The organism is Pseudoalteromonas denitrificans DSM 6059, assembly GCF_900112265.1.
Taxonomy (GTDB): Bacteria; Pseudomonadota; Gammaproteobacteria; order Enterobacterales; family Alteromonadaceae; genus Pseudoalteromonas; species Pseudoalteromonas denitrificans.
In genome coordinates this window covers 15931-28944 of the sequence record NZ_FOLO01000065.1, presented here as the reverse complement: position 1 = coordinate 28944, position 13014 = coordinate 15931, and the positions used below count along the sequence as shown (strand labels likewise).

Sequence of the window (13014 nt, the reverse complement as noted above, 5' to 3'; positions counted from 1 at the left end):
GGAGATCCAAAATGACGAAACGTAAAAAATATTCAAAAGAATTTAAACTTGATGCTATCGCCTTAGTTGTTGAACAAAATTATTCGCAGGCAGAAGCCGCTAGAAATCTGGGCGTTAATCCCAATATGCTTGGTCGTTGGATAAAAGAATCTGAAAATGAGGATGGTCATGCTTTTCGTGGTAATGGGAAATTAACACCTGAGCAAGAAGAGATCCGCAACTTAAAAGCTCAAGTGAAACGCCTCGAAATGGAGCGCGAGATATTAAAAAAAGCGACGGTCTTCTTTGCCAAAGAAACGAAGTAAAGTATTCGTTTATTGCCCAACATAAGAAGATCTGGCCTGTGGTTTTAATGTGCCATGTACTGGGTGTGAAAAGTAACAATTATTATAGTTATCAAAAACGTAAATCAAATAAACCTGATGATTTAGCTCATCAAGAAATGATTGAATTGATCAAAGATATAGCTAAATTTAGTGACAATACATACGGCGCTAGACGTATTAAAAAAGTGCTAAATACGTTGAGTTTTCCAGTCAGTCGAAGCAAAACAGCTAAATTAATGAGAGAGGCGAATGTTTGGGTTCGCTATAAAAAGAAATACAAAACAACAACGAACAGCGATCATAACAAACCCGTATATCAAAATGAACTTAAACAGAACTTTACTGTAGCTGCGCCAGATCAAGCGTGGGTAGGTGACATCACCTACGTTTGGACATCAGAAGGTTGGTTGTATCTATGTGTCGTGATTGATTTATATTCACGTAAGGTCGTTGGCTGGAGCATGGGTTCTAGAATGAAAGCGCAGCTTGTTTGTGATGCCTTAACGATGGCTATTTGGCAACGACAACCCAAGGCAGGACTGATAGTTCATTCAGATCAAGGGGTTCAATATGCTAGCCACCAATATCGTCGATTACTTAAATCAAATGGCTTTATTGGTAGCATGAGTAAAAAAGGCTGTTGCTGGGATAATGCTGTTGCAGAAAGTTTCTTTGGTAGTTTAAAGCAAGAACGCGTTCACTGGCGCAACTATGAAACACGCTATGAAGCACAGCAGGATATACTGAATTATATAAGCATGTGGTACAACAGCCACAGACTTCATTCTTATCTGGGTTACCAAAGTCCAAATAAATTTGAATTATTGAATAAAGAATTAAAAATGGTTGCTTAACTAGGGTGACTGAATTTAGTTGACCAGGTCACTGCTTCGCCAGTATCAACCCAATTGACATTAAATCCATCTAACGCCAATACGTGAATTAAAGTATCTGCAATAGCAGATTCATCTTCTATTAGTAAAATATTCACTTGTACTCAATTTTTAATGCAACCAACTACTTATGATTAAACTATTAACCTCAATAGAGTGCAAATAATTACAGTTTTTATTTTAACAAACAAAAAACACAACCTTTAAGGTTGTGTTTTTTGCGCATGATGACTGATTAAAAATTAAATTTTATCGTCGAGCAAATACGTAAGCCGCTGTAATAACTGAACTTGCAATAACTGTCCCTAAAGCAACAGCAGATGCCATGCCATTGAAAGTTAAAACACTCATTACTAAACCACCAAAAATTGAGGTTGCATAAAGTTCGATTGCGCTTGAAGTATTCATTTTATTTCCCTTATTTACGCTAAACATATTTGCTGTTGAATCGAATAATAGATGAAGTGCGTCATTTAGCTTTACTAAAATGTTCAATGGTCAATTTCAGTGATTTTGGGTTAATTTGAATGATACATACCTGTTGAATTAACAAATAGATGTGTATTTCACAAAAACGATAAAATATTCATTCAAGAATTCTTATTGACAAAATCGATTCTGACAAGGCAAATAGTTAAATATATAAAAACCAATAAAAACTGTATTTTTATAAATCAAATTACACATGAATTTTCAATAACCAAACGCACCTTACAAAGATTATTTGAAACGCATATAGGCCAACCACCAAAGTGGGTTATTGAGCGATATAGAATGATGGATGCTTTAGATAAGTTAAATACGAGTAATAAAGTCAGCCTTACAGAATTATCACACCAGTTGGGTTATTTTGACTTAGCTCACTTTTCAAAAGCATTTACGACTTTAATGGGAACCCCTCCTTCTCACTATCATTTTAGTGAGTAAAACAACTGATTTTAGAATCTTGTGCAATAATCTGAATCTATTTTACAAAACTCCCGATCCTAGCAATCACATTTTCATAATAAAACTGTTTGCTTGAAGCATGTCCATGAATAGGCATCACTTTTACGCCTAAACTATCTAACATATCAATTTTTGCTTTTGAACCGACTACAAACTCCACGGGAATATAATAATAAATTTCATTATAGATTGGATATCTTTTCTCACATTTCATTTTTTCTCTAAAAGTAAGTAACCACCAAAGATCTGATTCAACAAAATCAAGTGATAAACCAAAGATATGAATGTTTTTTGTAAAAAATAAATCAAGCCAGCTTTCATTTTCAACTGTCTCTGCTTTAATTCTTTTTAACAGTGGCTTAAAGGTTTTCTTTTTATAAGTATCTTTCGTTCCAGAAACAATATAATTACGCATATATTGTAAATAACCGCTGTAATGCTCATAACCAAGTGTAATAGATCTATGTACACTCGATGAACCATGTATATGCCAAAAGTTTGTATTTTCTACAACGTGTTTTCTAAAAAGAGAATACTTTTGTTCTAAAACGATACCTTTATTAACGATATTTTTAATATCACTGTGCTTTGATTTTTCTAGTGATAAATCATAATTTGTCGTTAATATATCTTTTATACCCAGTCGTAAAATCAAGTTGTGAATTATTCCAGGTTGAATATTTTCAATATGTTGCGCAACATACTTTTTGATATCAACTTCTTTAAATGATGTATTTTTAATCGTTTTAAAAAAAATTTCTTCATAAGCTAAAGGAAATGGTTTTTCAGTTGGGAACTCGACTTTAATTGACAAATATTGCGTTAAGCCACTTAATAACTCAGCCCAAGAATTACCATCTACGACATTATTAATATCATTCCCAACTAATAAAGCATTATTATCCATAATTTGAATCTATCATTTAAATTTTTTGCATCTTATATTGAATTACTTTTTAAGGCTATTTTAAGAACCTTTATTATGCTTGCTTCAATTTGAAAGAGGGTTTATTCTTTTGGTTACTGCTGATAATTTGGTAACTTTTATCTTTTTAAAATGAAGAAACAACATAATATAATTTTATTAAATAAAGATCTTTTATAATTTTCAATGAAGTAAGTGGTATTGACTATGCAAAGATTAAAACTGACTTATGTCTTTCTATTTTTATGTACTTTCTTATCTAAGAGTATACATGCCCAAAAATTACATTTTGTTGCAGAAGCCCTCCCCCCTTTTCACTTTATGGGAGCAGATAATCAACCAGCTGGTGTTTTAGTCGATGTTGTTAAAGCCGTTTTAAAACAAGCTAACTTAAATGGCGATATTAAGCTCCTCCCTTTTGCACGTTGCCATGATTTAACAATAAAAAAATCAAATACTTTTATGTTTTCTTTTCTTAAAACCCCTACCCGAGAAGCTAAATTTAAATGGGTTGGACAGATATACAAGAATAAAGCTTTTTTAATTGGCCTTAAAAATAGAAATGATATTCACCTTCAATCATTAGAAGATGCCAAAGACTGGGTTGTTGGCACTATCAGAGGCTATCATTCGGCATCTTATTTACTAAACTCGGGGTTCTCAACGCAAAATAATTTATATCTAAATGTGAATTATAATCAAATGTGGGGGATGTTATTTAAAAAACGCATCGATTTGATTCTCACCAATACAATTGCGCTAGAAACAGAATTAAAGAGCATTGGACTAGACTCAAGCCTTACTAAACAATATATAGAGCTTAACGACTTCCCCAATGAGCTTTATATCACCTCAGGATTAAATACATCAGACCAAAAAATCAAACAATTGTCTCTGGCACTCATAGAAATTAAAAATAATGGGACTTATCAAAAAATTATGAGCAAGTGGAATATGTAATTTAACACTTGTTAAAATATTTTAAGTTAATTATTGATGGCTTCTTTTAATTTTTTCTGTTGGTTTTTTTGTGCCTCATCAAGCATAGATTGAACACCTTTTGCTTTTTCTAATGCCAATGCTTGCGATTGAAATAAATGTTCTTTTTGTTTAGCTAGGTTTTTTATAACGGGTTTATCTAACTTCACTTGCTCAATATCACCTTCATTTGAACAGCCAACCAATAGAGTAATTGATGTAATGCCTATCATTTTTTTTAGCATAATTATATTTAATATTTTTATTACCGTACAATGAAAATTATCATAACTTAACTTTTATTCCGACTAATTTTATCTAGATATAAATCTATTTTAACCTTTGCTGCTTGGCTCATTTTACCGGTACTTTCTTGTTCAGATATAATACTTTCAACTTGAGAGATCCAATGATCTACATTTTTCTTTTTTGCAAAGCCAAACCCTTGTTTAGTATCAAATAAGTTTATCCAATGATCACTCAACCTACCATATTTCATCATTTTAAAAAAATAACTTTGATCTTGATGATGGCCAAGAATAATATCAACCACAACTAAAATCATCGCAATAGGGCTTAATATAAAATCCCTAATAGCATCAGCGCCTAGCTTTAGTTGAAAAACAACCGCCTTTTTAATTAAAACCCAACGAAAACTACGAGGATCTTTATATTCCATTTCAAACTCATTTAAATAACTTAGATATTCTAATATCCTACCTTATACCATCACTATCGCACATAAAAAAATAAATTTCCCATGAATGGGATATTCAATAAAATCACTTTCCCACTCATGGGACTTACTAATAAAATCACACTCAAAAAACACAAAACACAATATTATTCAACAACTTAAAAACATGGCACACTCTCTGCTCTATTCAGTTCAAAGTAATATGATTGTTATCAGTGGAGTAATATTTTGGATATATCGAGAGCAAAACAAAAAAAATCTATGCCTAAAGGTTTTTTGCCTTGGGCACTCGCTCTGAGTGTTTTTGCACCAGCTGCATATTATTTATGGTATTTAGCACAGGCAGATTTTTCTGTAGATTCTAAAACACTTATTTTTGATCAGGTCAAGCGCGGTGAATTTTCAGTATCGGTCAGAGGCACAGGGTTATTAGTGCCTAATAATATTCAGTGGTTATCGGCAAGTGTTGAAGCACGTGTTGAAAAAGTGATAGTCAAAGCTGGTAAACAAGTAAATAAAGGTGACCTAATTGTATTATTAAGCAATCCTCAACTTGAGCAGTTACTTGAAGAAACAAAATGGGAACTCGAAGCTAAATTAGCAGAAAGTAAAGCAGCCCAAGTAAATCAAGAAGCCTTGTTATTAGATCAAAAATCTTTACAGCTTGATGCCAAACTAAATTATGAAAGTAGTAAACTGAAACAAGATGCCCAAGAACAATTATATCAAAGTGGTACTGGAGTCATTTCTAAAATAGATTATGAAAAAACGCGCCTTGAAACCATACAATTAAGTCAACGTTTAGAAATTCAAAACGCCCGACTCATTAAAATGCAGCAAAATATTTTAGTTCAAAATAATGCCCGTGAAGCGCGTTTAAATAAAATGCAAAAAACCTTAGAGCGTGCGCAACAACAAGTTGATAGCTTACAAATCATTGCAACAATCGATAGTGTAGTGCAGGAAGTACCTGTAGAACCAGGACAACGTATTAATATGGGCAGCAATATTGCTAAATTAGCGCAGCAAAATGCCTTAATAGCTGAATTACAAGTGCCTGAATTACAAATTAGAGATGTAAAAATTGGCCAAAAAGTGATTATAGATACACGAAATAACAAGGTAACAGGCACAGTATCAAGAGTTGACCCTGCAGTTGTGAATGGCAACGTACAAGTTGATGTTGAATTTACCGACAACTTACCAAGTGATGCCAGACCTGATTTAACGGTTGATGGAGAAATAAAAATTTCAGAAGTCAAAGATACCCTCTTTATTAACCGCCCTTTATTTGCACAAAGCCAAAGTACATCTTTGTTATATAAATTAAGTTTAGATGGAAATTTTGCTGAACAAGTAACCGTCACTTTAGGCCAAGGGTCCATAAGCCAAATAGAAATCATCAGTGGCTTAAAAACGGGTGAAAAAATCATTATATCTGATCCAAGTAGCTGGGAAACATATCAAAAGATAAGAATTAACTAACAATTAGAACCAATTAAAGATACATACAAAGGACAAAATTATGAGCAATATATTAATTAAATTAGAAAATATAGATAAAGTTTTTTATACCGAAGATGTTGAAACACATGCATTAAGTAAAATCAGCTTAATTATAAATAAAGGTGAATATGTCTCAATATCTGGCCCTTCAGGCTGCGGTAAATCGACTTTATTATCATTATTAGGTTTATTAGATACCAATACAGGTGGCCATTATCAGTTAGCGAGTCATGATGTATCTGATATTTCAAAACAAGAAAGGGCCCGGATTCGTAATACTGAAATTGGTTTTATTTTCCAATCATTTAACTTAATAAGTGATTTAGATGTTGAAGAAAATGTTGAGTTACCACTTACTTATCGTAAAGATTTAAACAAAAGTCAGCGTAAAGAGATGGTTAAAAATGCATTATTGCAAGTTGATATGGCACACAGAGCGAAACACTTCCCATCACAACTCTCTGGTGGTCAGCAACAAAGAGTTGCTGTTGCAAGAGCCATTGCAGGTAACCCCTCTATTATTTTAGCTGATGAACCAACGGGTAACTTAGACTCTAAAAATGCGGCAGCAGTGATGACATTGTTAGATAAGTTACATGCAAAAGGCACAACCATTTGCATGGTTACTCATGATCCTCGCTCAGCCGAGCAAGCTCATAGGAATATTGAAATATTAGACGGCCAAGTGGTCTCTGATAAAAATAAATCAGTTGTAGCGGCGTAAAGGTAATTATTATGATATTTCAAGACTTTAAATATGCCTTAAGGCTATTGGCGAAAAAACCGGGGTTTACGGCGCTAACTACCTTAGTAATGGCTGCGGGCATTGGTTTAAGTGTATATATGTTCTCATTTTTTAATACCATACTTTATAAGGATTTATCTTTTAAAGATGGTGAGTCCATTGTTTTAATTAGTGCTTCTCAAAATGGAGAAATCAATTCCGATAAAATTAACTTATTAGACTTTAATGAAATAAAAAAAAGTATAAAAGGCCTATCTGAATTTGGTGGTTATATAAATACCAGTGTTAATGTATCAGGTCGAGATGGTGCCAGACGTTATAATGCGATATTTGCACAAGAAAATATTTTTAAAATTACCCGTACTCAACCAATTCTCGGTCGTGGATTTACACAAGATGAAAGTAAAACAGGTGCAAATAAAGTTGTTGTGATTGGTTTCGATATTTGGCAAAACCAATTTGGTGGCAACCCAAAAGTAACGGATGAAATTTTACAAATAAATGGTCAAAGCCATCAAATTATAGGTGTTATGCCAAAAGGGTTCTTTTTCCCTAATACGGCACAAATGTGGCTACCTATGTTGGAAGATAAAACAAAATTAACCCGTATTGATACACCCAGTTTACACGGTTTAGCACATATTAACGATGACATTTCAATGACTGAAATTAATCAACAGTTAACGATGATAATGAAGCGCATTGAAAACAAATATCCTCAAACAAATTCAGGAACATCAGCTTATATCACTACAATACCAGGTTCCGGTGCAGGTGATGGTCAACCCGTTATTTATACTATGCATATAGTTGCAATTTTAATTTTAGTTTTAGCCTCTATAAATGTTGGTAATTTATTATTATCTCGTGCGGTTGAACGTGCTAAAGAAACCGCTATTCGTGTTGCATTAGGTGCCCCAAGATCTCGTTTGATCAGTCAAATGTTATGGGAAAGTATTATTATTTGTACATTGGGCGGTACCATAGGTTTATTAGTTGTTGCTTGGGGGTTAGAGATATCGGAATCAATAACAGCAACATTTTTTGTTAACCCGCCTGCATTTTGGTGGAAATTTTCAATTGATAGTTACACCATTAAATTATTTTTTGTAATACTCATATCAACTATTTTAGTGACTGGATTATTACCTGCATGGAAAAATTCTGGCGGTGATTTTAATGCAGTGTTACGAGATGGTACTCGAGGCGCATTAGGTAAAAATGCTGGACGGTTAAACAGAATATTAGTGATCAGTGAAATTTTTATATCTATGACGGTATTAATTGCAGCTTCAGTGATGGTTTATGCAGCTTATCAACAAAGCCATCAAGATATTGGTGCCGATACAGACAATATTTTAACCGCCAGAGTACTATTAACCGATGCCAATTATGCCGATAAGCAAAAACAAATACAATTTGCACAAACCTTAGAGTCTCGCCTAGAGAATAGCTCAGGCATTGCTGATGTTATGATTTCCACTGCCCTACCTGGTGATTATAGTTTAGAAGCAAAATTAATATTAGAAGGCAAAGAATATAGCCAAAATACCAATACAAGCTACCCAAGAACAAACTATATTGCAGTTATGCCTGGGTCATTAGAAAAACTAGGTGTTGAAATAAAACAAGGTAGATACTTTAACTCTGCTGACAACGGTATTGAAAAATATACAGCGCTAGTATCTGAAGATTTTGCAAAACGTCATTTTGATGGTTCAGCTATTGGTAAACGTTTTCGCTTAGCGCAAACAGACTCAAACAAAATCACTTGGGTTTCAATTGTGGGTATAGTCGAAAATACAATTCAAGGAAACAGAGAAGGTAGACATTTGCCTTCAGTTTATCGCCCTTTTACACAAGTACCTCGAAAACAGATAACAATTGCAATGCATATGAAGTCTGATGTTTCGACTGCAAGCCATACTTTACGTAAAACATTACAGTCTATCGACCCTTTATTACCTTCATTTAGAATAGAAACTTACACCCAAAACAATGAAAGGTTCACAGCACCAATACAGTTTATTAGTTCATTAACAGCCTTATTTGGTTTAGCGGCCGTTGTTTTAGCTGCCAGTGGTATTTATGGCGTAATGTCTAATACCATAAATCAAAGAACCCAAGAAATTGGTATTAAGCGTGCCTTAGGTGCCGATGAGAAAACCATTACCAAAGAATTCTTAAAAACAGGTGGTAAACAGCTTTTATGGGGTGGCGTACCCGGAGTCCTAGCTGGTTGTGGTATGGGATTTGCCATGTCGCAATTATTTGGAACAGGTAACGGTGCTTTGATTTTGATATCAGTCAGCATTACTTCAATTATCGGTAGCGTTGTTATGTTAGCCACCTATTTACCAACGCAAAAAGCGTTACAAATGGAACCAAGCGATGCATTACATCACGATTAAAAACTCTACATTGATTAAGTTAAAGGAATTAAAAATGAAAAAAATAGCCAAGACGTCTCTCATTTTACTCACAGCAAGCGCATTAAATGCGTGTGTATTTGTAGGCGGTTATCATTCAGATAACGATGACTGGGAAGAAAAGCAACAACTAAATAGAGAAGTTATCAGTAACTTAATATTAGATACACAACGTACAACAATTGAAATGAAATTAGGCACACCTAATTTCACTGAGGCATTTATAAAAGCGCAAGACGAGTATCGTGTAATGTATTACCGCACATCTCGCCAGCATCACGACAGTGTGACCTCTAAAGATGAGACAACCCCGCTTATTTTTAAAAATAATAAGCTCATTGCTTGGGGTCATGATGCACTGAGTAAAATTTATTAATCTATGCCGCGTCCATGCACTTAAATAAAAAGTCTAGTTTATGATATTAGGCGCCATAAATACCTTTCATTAAGTACAGGTGTGGCACTCCCCCACACCTACTTACATCATTATACTTGACCCTTTTAAGAAAATAATAAATTTACAACGATGTAGATAAAATCTTAAGAACAATTTCAATTGTTTAGGTATATACTGCAACTATTAATAGAGAATAAAAAATCAAAATGAAACAAAAAATTTTACTGGTAGATGACGATACTGATATTTTAAGTGCATTAAAAATGCTATTAATTTCTGAAGGTTTTGAAGTGGCACTTAATCAAACTCCTGAAGAAGCATTAATATCAATCAAAAAAGAAAATTTTGATTTAATTTTAATGGACTTAAATTACTCTTTAGATACCACGTCCGGTGAAGAAGGTTTACAACTCATAGCATCAATCAGAAAATTAGATGAATTATTACCTATCGTAGTAATGACAGGTTGGGCAACCATAGAAGTGGCCGTTAGCACAATGCAAAATGGTGCCAATGATTTTATTCAAAAACCTTGGGATATTGATAGACTCATCGCCATTATTAATAACCAAATCAAACTTGCCCAAAGTGAAAAAAACTCTCAAAAACTCAGTCAACAAAATCAACTATTGCAGCAACAAGTTGATAGTGAATTCAGCGGTGAACTCGTTGCAAGTTCACCAAAAATGCAACAAACACTGGCTATTATTGAACAAGTCGCCAAAAGTGATGCCAGTGTTTTATTAACAGGTGAAAATGGTACTGGTAAAAGCATGTTTGCTCGTTATATTCATGCACAATCAAACCGTAGTAATGCCAATCAAATTTCAGTTAATATGGGTGCTGTAACAGAAACTTTATTCGAAAGTGAAATGTTTGGTCATACCAAAGGTGCTTTTACAGATGCTAAAACAACAAGAATAGGTCGATTTGAACTCGCAGACGGTGGAACATTATTTTTAGATGAAATAGCCAATACTCCCTACTCACAACAAGGTAAATTATTACGGGTATTAGAAGACAGTGAATTTGAAAAAGTAGGTGGAAATAAAACGCAATCTGTTGATATACGTCTAATAAGTGCCACAAATGCCAACTTAAGTTTAGCGGTCGAAAATAACGCGTTTAGAAAAGATTTACTTTATCGAATTAATACTATTACCATCGAAATTCCAGCTTTAAAAGATAGAAAAGAAGATATCATTTTATTAGCGGACTCTTTTTTAACTAAAATGGCACTAAAACATCACAAACCCAAACTCATTATTAGCAAATTAGCACAACAAGCTTTACTTGATTATACCTGGCCTGGCAATATCAGAGAACTCAATCATGTAATGGAGCGAGCGCAAATTTTATGTCAAAATAATGAAATATCTGTAGATGAATTAGGTTTACCAGAATTAACCAAAAACAATAATAAAATATCAAATACTCAAACTGATAATGAATCACAAGAACTCGCCACTTTAGAGACGCTTGAAATGAATATTATAGATAAACGCCTTACCCATTTTGATGGCAACGTATTAAAAGCAGCAAAGTCACTAGGTTTAAGCAGAAGTGCTTTTTATCGTCGATTAGAAAAAATGTAAATATTCATGAATAAAAAGTCTTCTTTTGAAAAACAACTTACACAACTATCATTAGTTGCTTCATTACCTTTATTTATATTTTTAATATTTATGATGGTTTATGCAGAAATATCAACACCACTGATTTTACTAACCATATTAATCTCTAGTATTACGATTATTTTCTGCCACGCAAAAATCCATCAAATTTCATCCTATCAATTTAGGAGTATTTGTAATTTACTTGATGCGATGATCCAAGGTGATTACAGTTTAAGGGCACGTTCATCAGAAGGTGATAGTGCCTTAAATGAATTGGTCGATTCAGTAAATAGTTTAGCTAAAAGGCTAACAAAGCAACGAATAGAGTCAATTGAAAGTCAGTTTTTATTGCAAACCGTCATTAAACATATTGATGTTGCTACTATTGCCTTAAATTCAAAAAATAAACTGGTTTTTATTAACCCTGCAGCAAAAAAGTTATTACAGTTTTCATCACATACCACTGAAGAAGTCACATTGAAACAATTAGAACAACTAAACCTTTTTAAAGCTGGAGAAAGTAAAGTTATGAATTTAACTTTTGGTCAGCAACAGGGTAAGTTTAATGTGCATATGGAAGAATTCAGAGAAGCGGGTAAACAGCATAAATTACTATTTTTAACAGATGTCAGCAGCCTATTGCGAATAGAAGAGCGTAATGCTTGGCAAAGTTTAGTACGGGTAATTAGTCATGAAATCAACAACTCCCTAGCCCCCATTGCATCAATCAGTGAAACCCTAAAGCGCTTAATGTCTAGACAACACAATATTGAAGTACACAAAGAAAACTTAGTTGATGGCCTAACAATTATTGCTCAACGTACTAATAATTTAAAAGACTTCGTTAATAGCTATAAACAAATTGCGCAATTACCCGAACCTAAAAAATCTAATATTTATATCTTAGAATTATTAAACAAAATAATCCCACTTTATCAAAATAGTCATATAGATATTCAAACTAAAGATGATATGGCATTATTCATTGATCCAGTTCAAATTGAACAAGTCTTGATCAATTTGATAAAAAATGCCGTTGAATCTATTAAAAGTACTCATAAAGAAGGAAAAATTGAAGTTTCATGGCAAGTCGTACAAGATAGATTTCAGCTCTTAATCAAAGATCAAGGTGCGGGTATAAGCAACCCCGATAACCTATTTGTGCCATTTTATACAACTAAAAAACAAGGCTCAGGTATAGGGCTAGTATTATGCAGGCAAATTCTGGAGGTACACTCTGGTCGACTTAGTTTAAGTAACTGCACTGATCAAAGCGGATGTTTAGCAACTGTAGAACTGCCTTTATCTTAGAAGTTCAGTTTCTCCTATTCTATCAATCAGTCTATATTTAACAACAAAACCTCTTTAATATGATATTAAATTACCTTAGGCAAAGCTAGAGGCTTAAGTTGACTGTATTCAGACTAAAGGTATCAATCAACTTGATATCTTCAGTATCTGATGAACTTAGCGATAGTAAAATAACTCGTTTGTATGGCAAAGGCTGGGGAATTGAATCTCAATTTAGAGACCGTACATATTCATGTTGGTATA

General features: G+C 33.5%; 14 protein-coding genes. 9 read left to right on the top strand and 5 right to left on the bottom strand.

Annotated elements, in window-relative coordinates; all coding sequences use genetic code 11:
- Positions 1–11: 11 nt before the first annotated feature.
- A protein-coding gene (locus tag BM088_RS23650) for an IS3 family transposase (protein ID WP_091990733.1) occupies positions 12–1180 on the top strand; the annotation gives its coding sequence in 2 pieces (ribosomal slippage) (positions 12–261 and positions 261–1180; 1170 coding nt in all).
- Here the strand turns inward: BM088_RS23650 and BM088_RS27065 are convergent.
- Positions 1177–1317 carry a hypothetical protein gene (locus tag BM088_RS27065; RefSeq protein ID WP_177208159.1) on the bottom strand — a complete coding sequence of 47 codons (141 nt, stop codon included), beginning with the start codon at positions 1315–1317 and terminating at the stop codon, positions 1177–1179. The two genes, BM088_RS23650 and BM088_RS27065, sit on opposite strands and share 4 nt — an antisense overlap.
- A 151-nt stretch (positions 1318–1468) precedes the next feature.
- Positions 1469–1627, bottom strand: a complete 159-nt coding sequence (locus BM088_RS27410; RefSeq protein WP_177208158.1) for a hypothetical protein — start codon at positions 1625–1627, stop codon at positions 1469–1471.
- Between the two features lie 195 nt (positions 1628–1822).
- Here BM088_RS27410 and BM088_RS23645 point away from each other — a divergent pair, with 195 nt between their 5' ends.
- Complete coding sequence (locus tag BM088_RS23645) at positions 1823–2146, top strand: helix-turn-helix domain-containing protein (RefSeq protein WP_177208157.1); 324 nt, start codon at positions 1823–1825, stop codon at positions 2144–2146.
- Between the two features lie 37 nt (positions 2147–2183).
- On the opposite strand, the gene BM088_RS23640 is transcribed toward BM088_RS23645, so the two are convergent.
- A complete protein-coding gene (locus tag BM088_RS23640; protein ID WP_091990728.1) occupies positions 2184–3074 on the bottom strand; it encodes an SIR2 family protein in 891 nt (296 codons plus the stop codon).
- Positions 3075–3299: 225 nt separating this feature from the next.
- On the opposite strand from BM088_RS23640, the gene BM088_RS23635 reads away from it, so the two are divergent.
- Positions 3300–4052, top strand: coding sequence for a substrate-binding periplasmic protein (locus BM088_RS23635; RefSeq protein WP_091990726.1), 753 nt, complete (start codon positions 3300–3302; stop codon positions 4050–4052).
- 26 nt (positions 4053–4078) lie between these two features.
- On the opposite strand, the gene BM088_RS23630 is transcribed toward BM088_RS23635, so the two are convergent.
- Positions 4079–4303 (bottom strand): hypothetical protein, encoded by a 225-nt coding sequence (locus BM088_RS23630; RefSeq protein ID WP_091990723.1) that lies wholly within the window; start codon positions 4301–4303, stop codon positions 4079–4081.
- Positions 4304–4362: 59 nt separating this feature from the next.
- Positions 4363–4749: a hypothetical protein gene (locus BM088_RS23625; RefSeq protein WP_091990720.1), complete on the bottom strand. Its 387-nt coding sequence runs from the start codon at positions 4747–4749 to the stop codon at positions 4363–4365.
- Positions 4750–4995: 246 nt separating this feature from the next.
- Between BM088_RS23625 and BM088_RS23620 the strand changes: the two genes are divergently transcribed.
- The 6 genes from BM088_RS23620 (at position 4996) to BM088_RS23595 (ending at position 12771) form a co-directional block, all read left to right on the top strand.
- Positions 4996–6252 carry an efflux RND transporter periplasmic adaptor subunit gene (locus BM088_RS23620; RefSeq protein ID WP_091990718.1) on the top strand — a complete coding sequence of 419 codons (1257 nt, stop codon included), beginning with the start codon at positions 4996–4998 and terminating at the stop codon, positions 6250–6252.
- Positions 6253–6292: 40 nt separating this feature from the next.
- Positions 6293–6997, top strand: a complete 705-nt coding sequence (locus tag BM088_RS23615; protein ID WP_091990715.1) for an ABC transporter ATP-binding protein — start codon at positions 6293–6295, stop codon at positions 6995–6997.
- A gap of 11 nt (positions 6998–7008) precedes the next feature.
- The gene (locus BM088_RS23610) at positions 7009–9429 is read left to right on the top strand and encodes an ABC transporter permease (RefSeq protein ID WP_091990713.1); all 2421 of its coding nucleotides are present in this window, start codon (positions 7009–7011) and stop codon (positions 9427–9429) included.
- A 34-nt stretch (positions 9430–9463) separates the two neighbouring features.
- Positions 9464–9823 carry a DUF3192 domain-containing protein gene (locus BM088_RS23605; RefSeq protein ID WP_177208156.1) on the top strand — a complete coding sequence of 120 codons (360 nt, stop codon included), beginning with the start codon at positions 9464–9466 and terminating at the stop codon, positions 9821–9823.
- Positions 9824–10050: 227 nt separating this feature from the next.
- Entirely contained in the window at positions 10051–11439 is a 1389-nt protein-coding gene (locus BM088_RS23600) for a sigma-54-dependent transcriptional regulator (protein WP_091990707.1), read from the top strand.
- Between the two features lie 6 nt (positions 11440–11445).
- Positions 11446–12771, top strand: coding sequence for a sensor histidine kinase (locus BM088_RS23595; RefSeq protein WP_091990705.1), 1326 nt, complete (start codon positions 11446–11448; stop codon positions 12769–12771).
- The last annotated feature ends 243 nt before the right edge of the window (positions 12772–13014 follow it).

Coding starts and splice junctions, on each gene's coding strand:
- BM088_RS27410 (WP_177208158.1), bottom strand. CDS start 1,627: ATGAATACTTCAAGCGCAATCGAACTTTATGCAACCTCAATTTTTGGT.
- BM088_RS23640 (WP_091990728.1), bottom strand. CDS start 3,074: ATGGATAATAATGCTTTATTAGTTGGGAATGATATTAATAATGTCGTA.
- BM088_RS23635 (WP_091990726.1), top strand. CDS start 3,300: ATGCAAAGATTAAAACTGACTTATGTCTTTCTATTTTTATGTACTTTC.
- BM088_RS23630 (WP_091990723.1), bottom strand. CDS start 4,303: ATGATAGGCATTACATCAATTACTCTATTGGTTGGCTGTTCAAATGAA.
- BM088_RS23625 (WP_091990720.1), bottom strand. CDS start 4,749: ATGGAATATAAAGATCCTCGTAGTTTTCGTTGGGTTTTAATTAAAAAG.
- BM088_RS23615 (WP_091990715.1), top strand. CDS start 6,293: ATGAGCAATATATTAATTAAATTAGAAAATATAGATAAAGTTTTTTAT.
- BM088_RS23610 (WP_091990713.1), top strand. CDS start 7,009: ATGATATTTCAAGACTTTAAATATGCCTTAAGGCTATTGGCGAAAAAA.
- BM088_RS23605 (WP_177208156.1), top strand. CDS start 9,464: ATGAAAAAAATAGCCAAGACGTCTCTCATTTTACTCACAGCAAGCGCA.
- BM088_RS23600 (WP_091990707.1), top strand. CDS start 10,051: ATGAAACAAAAAATTTTACTGGTAGATGACGATACTGATATTTTAAGT.
- BM088_RS23595 (WP_091990705.1), top strand. CDS start 11,446: ATGAATAAAAAGTCTTCTTTTGAAAAACAACTTACACAACTATCATTA.